The organism is Microbacterium sp. zg.Y909 (assembly GCF_024626565.1).
On sequence record NZ_JANJFJ010000414.1, the window covers coordinates 1 to 3,722 of the forward strand.

5 protein-coding genes are annotated in these 3,722 nt (G+C 70.8%); 4 read left to right on the forward strand and 1 reads right to left on the reverse strand.

Annotated elements, in window-relative coordinates; all coding sequences use genetic code 11:
- Positions 1 to 69: adenylosuccinate synthetase (locus NQ160_RS20380; protein ID WP_257516927.1), on the reverse strand; the 69-nt coding region annotated here is incomplete at its 3' end.
- 213 nt (positions 70 to 282) lie between these two features.
- Here NQ160_RS20380 and NQ160_RS20385 point away from each other — a divergent pair.
- The 4 genes from NQ160_RS20385 to NQ160_RS20400 all read left to right on the forward strand — a co-directional run bounded on the left by NQ160_RS20385 (position 283) and on the right by NQ160_RS20400 (position 3,622).
- Positions 283 to 1,269 (forward strand): methionine ABC transporter ATP-binding protein, encoded by a 987-nt coding sequence (locus tag NQ160_RS20385; protein WP_257516923.1) that lies wholly within the window; start codon positions 283 to 285, stop codon positions 1,267 to 1,269.
- Positions 1,266 to 1,991 (forward strand): methionine ABC transporter permease, encoded by a 726-nt coding sequence (locus NQ160_RS20390; protein WP_257516924.1) that lies wholly within the window; start codon positions 1,266 to 1,268, stop codon positions 1,989 to 1,991. The genes NQ160_RS20385 and NQ160_RS20390 overlap by 4 nt, the downstream gene beginning before the upstream one ends.
- 43 nt (positions 1,992 to 2,034) lie before the next feature.
- A complete protein-coding gene (locus tag NQ160_RS20395) occupies positions 2,035 to 2,862 on the forward strand; it encodes a MetQ/NlpA family ABC transporter substrate-binding protein (protein ID WP_257516925.1) in 828 nt (275 codons plus the stop codon).
- A gap of 85 nt (positions 2,863 to 2,947) precedes the next feature.
- On the forward strand, positions 2,948 to 3,622 hold the full coding sequence (locus tag NQ160_RS20400) for a peptidylprolyl isomerase (RefSeq protein ID WP_257516926.1): 675 nt from the start codon (positions 2,948 to 2,950) through the stop codon (positions 3,620 to 3,622).
- The last annotated feature ends 100 nt before the right edge of the window (positions 3,623 to 3,722 follow it).

Sequence of the window (3,722 nt, forward strand, 5' to 3'; positions counted from 1 at the left end):
GAGGAGGTCAGTGGCCTTGCCTTTGCCCTCGTCTCCCCACTGGACGCCGACGATCACGATGCCTGGCATGGCTGCTCCCCCGTTAACGGACGGTGAGACCCCATTCTATCCGGCGGCCGTCGACACCCCGAGTTGGCACTGCCCGCCGGAGGCGGCGCAGGCCGCGATGACACGGGGCGTAACGCGATTTACCGGACTCTCGCCCCGGCGGGTTTGATCGATCGCGCCCCCTTGCCGCCGATCGGTGTGGCGCAGGGCTCTGGAAAGGCCGGGACAGTCCGCATGATCGCGCTCGAACACGTCACGAAGCGCTTCGGCGACCTCGCCGCCGTCGAGGACGTCTCCCTGACGATCCCCACCGGGGAGGTCTACGGCATCGTGGGGCAGAGCGGTGCGGGAAAGAGCACGCTCGCCCGCATCGTGAACCTGCTCGAGCGCCCCGACAGCGGCCGGGTCATCGTCGACGACACCGACCTCACGGCGCTGCGCGAGCCCGACCTGCGCGCCGCGCGCCGCCGCATCGGCATGGTCTTCCAGCGGTTCAACCTGCTCGGCAGCCGCACGGTGCGCGGCAACGTCGAATTGGCCCTCGAGCTCGACGGCACGCCCCGCGCCCAGCGCCGCGCCCGCGCGCAGGAGATGCTCGACCTCGTCGGGCTCGGCCACCGCGGCGACGCCGCCGTGCACGAACTCTCCGGCGGTCAGCAGCAGCGCGTCGGCATCGCCCGGGCCCTCGCGGCCCGCCCCAGCGTGCTGCTGTCCGACGAGGCGACCAGCGCCCTCGACCCCGAGACCACCGCGTCGATCCTGGACCTCTACCGCCGCATCAACGCCGAACTCGGCCTGACGGTGCTGCTCATCACGCACGAGATGGACGTGGTCAAGGCCGCGTGCCACTCGGCCGCCCTCGTCGAGGCGGGCCGCGTGGTCGAAAGCGGCCGGTTGGTCGACCTCATCCGCACCCCCGGCTCGCGCCTGACCGCGCAGCTGTTCCCGCTCGGCGGCGTGCCGCAGAGCGTGCCGGCGGATGCCACCGTCATCGACATCACCTTCGCCGGCGGCACCGCCGACCGCCCCGTCATCGCCCGCCTCGCCCGCGAGCACGATGTGGACGTGTCGATCCTCGGCGCCCTGATCGAGCAGATCGGCGGCACGCAGGCCGGCCGCACCCGGCTCGAGATCCCCGCGTCCGCCGCGGCATCCGTCATCGCGGACCTCCGCAGCCAGGACCTTCTCGTCGAGGTGCTCCAGGAGGGTGTGCTCGTATGAACGATCAGCTGTTCCAGATACTGCTGGTGGCCACCGGGCAGACCCTCTACATGGTGGGCGTCGCCCTGGCCGTGACGGTCATCGTCGGTCTGCCCCTCGGCGTCGTGCTCGTCGGCACCGAGCAGGGCCGCTTTCTCGAGCGGCTGTTCGGCTCGCGCACGACCGCCGTCATCGTCAACCGGCTGCTGGATTTCATCGTGAACTTCGGCCGCTCGGTGCCGTTCATCATCCTGATGGTCGCGCTCATCCCGTTCACGCGCCTGATCGTGGGCACCTTCATCGGCCCGACCGCGGCGATCGTGCCGCTGTCGATGGTCGCGATCCCGTTCTTCGCCCGCATGGTCGAGATCGCGATCAAAGAGGTCGATCCCGGCATGCTCGAAGTCGCCTCGTCGCTCGGTGCGAGCCGGTGGGAGCTGGTGACCAAGGTGCTGCTGCCCGAGGCCGCGGCCCCCATGCTGCTGGGCCTGTCGACCACGGTCACCTCGATCATCAACTTCTCCGCGATGGTCGGCACCGTCGCCGGCGGCGGTCTCGGCGACGTCGCCATCCGGTACGGCTACCAGCAGTACAGCTGGATCCACATCATCGCCGTGATCATCATCATCTTCGCGATCGTGATGGCGCTGCAGTCCCTGGCCGCATGGGGCGCCCGGCGCCTGGCGCGCAGAAGCCCCACCCGGCAGCGGCGCACCCGCGTGCCTGCCACCCACCCCGCCTGACCCACCCGACGACTCGACCCGCTCCGCCCGAGAGGAACCCCTCATGCTCCGCAAGAACCGTCTCCCCCTGCTCGCCGCCGTCGCGGCCGCAGCCCTCGCCCTCACCGCCTGCGCGGGAGGCTCCGACGCCGACACCGACGCCGCGGCATCCGACGGTCTCGGCACGCTCAAGGTCGGCGCCCTGCAGACGCCGGCCGGCGACATCCTGCAGCACATCGCCGAGAACGGCGCCGCCGACCTCGGCCTCACGATCGAGTTCGTCGCCTTCACCGACTACAACACGCCGAACACGGCTCTCGTCGACGGGTCGATCGACGCGAACCTGTTCCAGAACTCCACGTTCCTCGAGACGTTCAACGAGGCGACGGGCGGCGACCTCGTGAGCGTCGGCGAGGCGTACCTGCCGAGCGCCGCGTTCTACTCCGACAAGGTCGACAGCCTCGACGACCTCGAGGACGGCGCGACGATCGCGATCCCGAACGACCCCACCAACGAGGGCCGCGCGCTGCAGCTGCTCGCCGACGAGGGTCTCATCGAGGTCGAGGAGGGCGTGGTCGACCTCACCGGGATCACCGCGAACCCCCGCGGGTTCGAATTCACCGAGATCGAGAACGCGACCCTTCCGCAGGCGCTCCCCGACGTGGATGCCGCGTTCGTCACGATCTCGTTCGCGCTGCCGGCCGGCCTGAGCGGCGACCAGGCGATCCTGCTCGAGGGCGAGTCCAGCCCGTACTACAACGTGCTCGCCACCCGGCCGGAGCTCGTCGACGACCCCCGCATCGAGGCCCTCTACGAACTGCTGACCTCGCAGGAGACCGCCGACTTCGAGAACGAGACCTGGGGCGGCCTGGTCGTCCCCGTCGTGGGCTGACCCACTCCGCAGTGAAGGCCCCGCTCCATGGCGAGCGGGGCCTTCGCACGTGGAAAGGGCGCGCGGTCCGCCGTACGCTGGGCCAATGCGCTCCCGCCTTCTCGCCCTTCCGCTGCTCGCCGCGTCGCTCCTCGTCCTCGCCGGATGCACCGGCGGCGGCGCAGGCGGCGACACCCCGGATGCCACCCCCGAGGCGAGCGCCACCGACACTTCCGCGTGCTCGTACCGCACGGGCGGCAGCGCAGCGGTCGCCGTCGACGCCCCACCCGCGGAGCCGACCGTCACCGGAGAGGTTTCGGCGACGCTCGAGACCTCGGCCGGCCCCATCGCCCTCACCCTCGACGCCGAGCGCACCCCGTGCACGGTCGGCAGCTTCGTCTCGCTTTCCGAGCAGGGCTACTACAGCGACACGATCTGCCACCGCCTCACGACCTCGGGGATCTTCGTGCTGCAGTGCGGCGATCCGACCGGCACCGGCCGCGGCGGCCCCGGTTACAGCTACGCCGACGAACTCGACGGCACCGAGACGTATCCCGCCGGAACCGTCGCGATGGCCAACGCCGGCCCCGACACCAACGGCTCGCAGTTCTTCCTCGTCTACGAGGACAGCCAGCTGCCGCCCTCGTACACGGTGTTCGGGCAGATGGATGCCGCCGGCCTCGAGGTCGTGCGCGAGGTCGCCGCCGCCGGCGCCGAAGGCGGGGCCCCCGACGGACCGCCGGCCACGCCGGTGACCATCACCGACGTCGTCATCGGCTGAGCGGCCCACCGCTCAGGCGGCATCCCCACCTTCACTAGACTGGAACCCATGTCGAAGGTCCTTCAGTCCCTGCCCGTCGGCGAGCGCGTCGGCATCGCCT

Bases quoted from the DNA above. Each gene is read 5' to 3' on its own strand.
- NQ160_RS20400 (WP_257516926.1), top strand. From the start codon at position 2,948: ATGCGCTCCCGCCTTCTCGCCCTTCCGCTGCTCGCCGCGTCGCTCCTC.
- NQ160_RS20385 (WP_257516923.1), top strand. From the start codon at position 283: ATGATCGCGCTCGAACACGTCACGAAGCGCTTCGGCGACCTCGCCGCC.
- NQ160_RS20395 (WP_257516925.1), top strand. From the start codon at position 2,035: ATGCTCCGCAAGAACCGTCTCCCCCTGCTCGCCGCCGTCGCGGCCGCA.
- NQ160_RS20390 (WP_257516924.1), top strand. From the start codon at position 1,266: ATGAACGATCAGCTGTTCCAGATACTGCTGGTGGCCACCGGGCAGACC.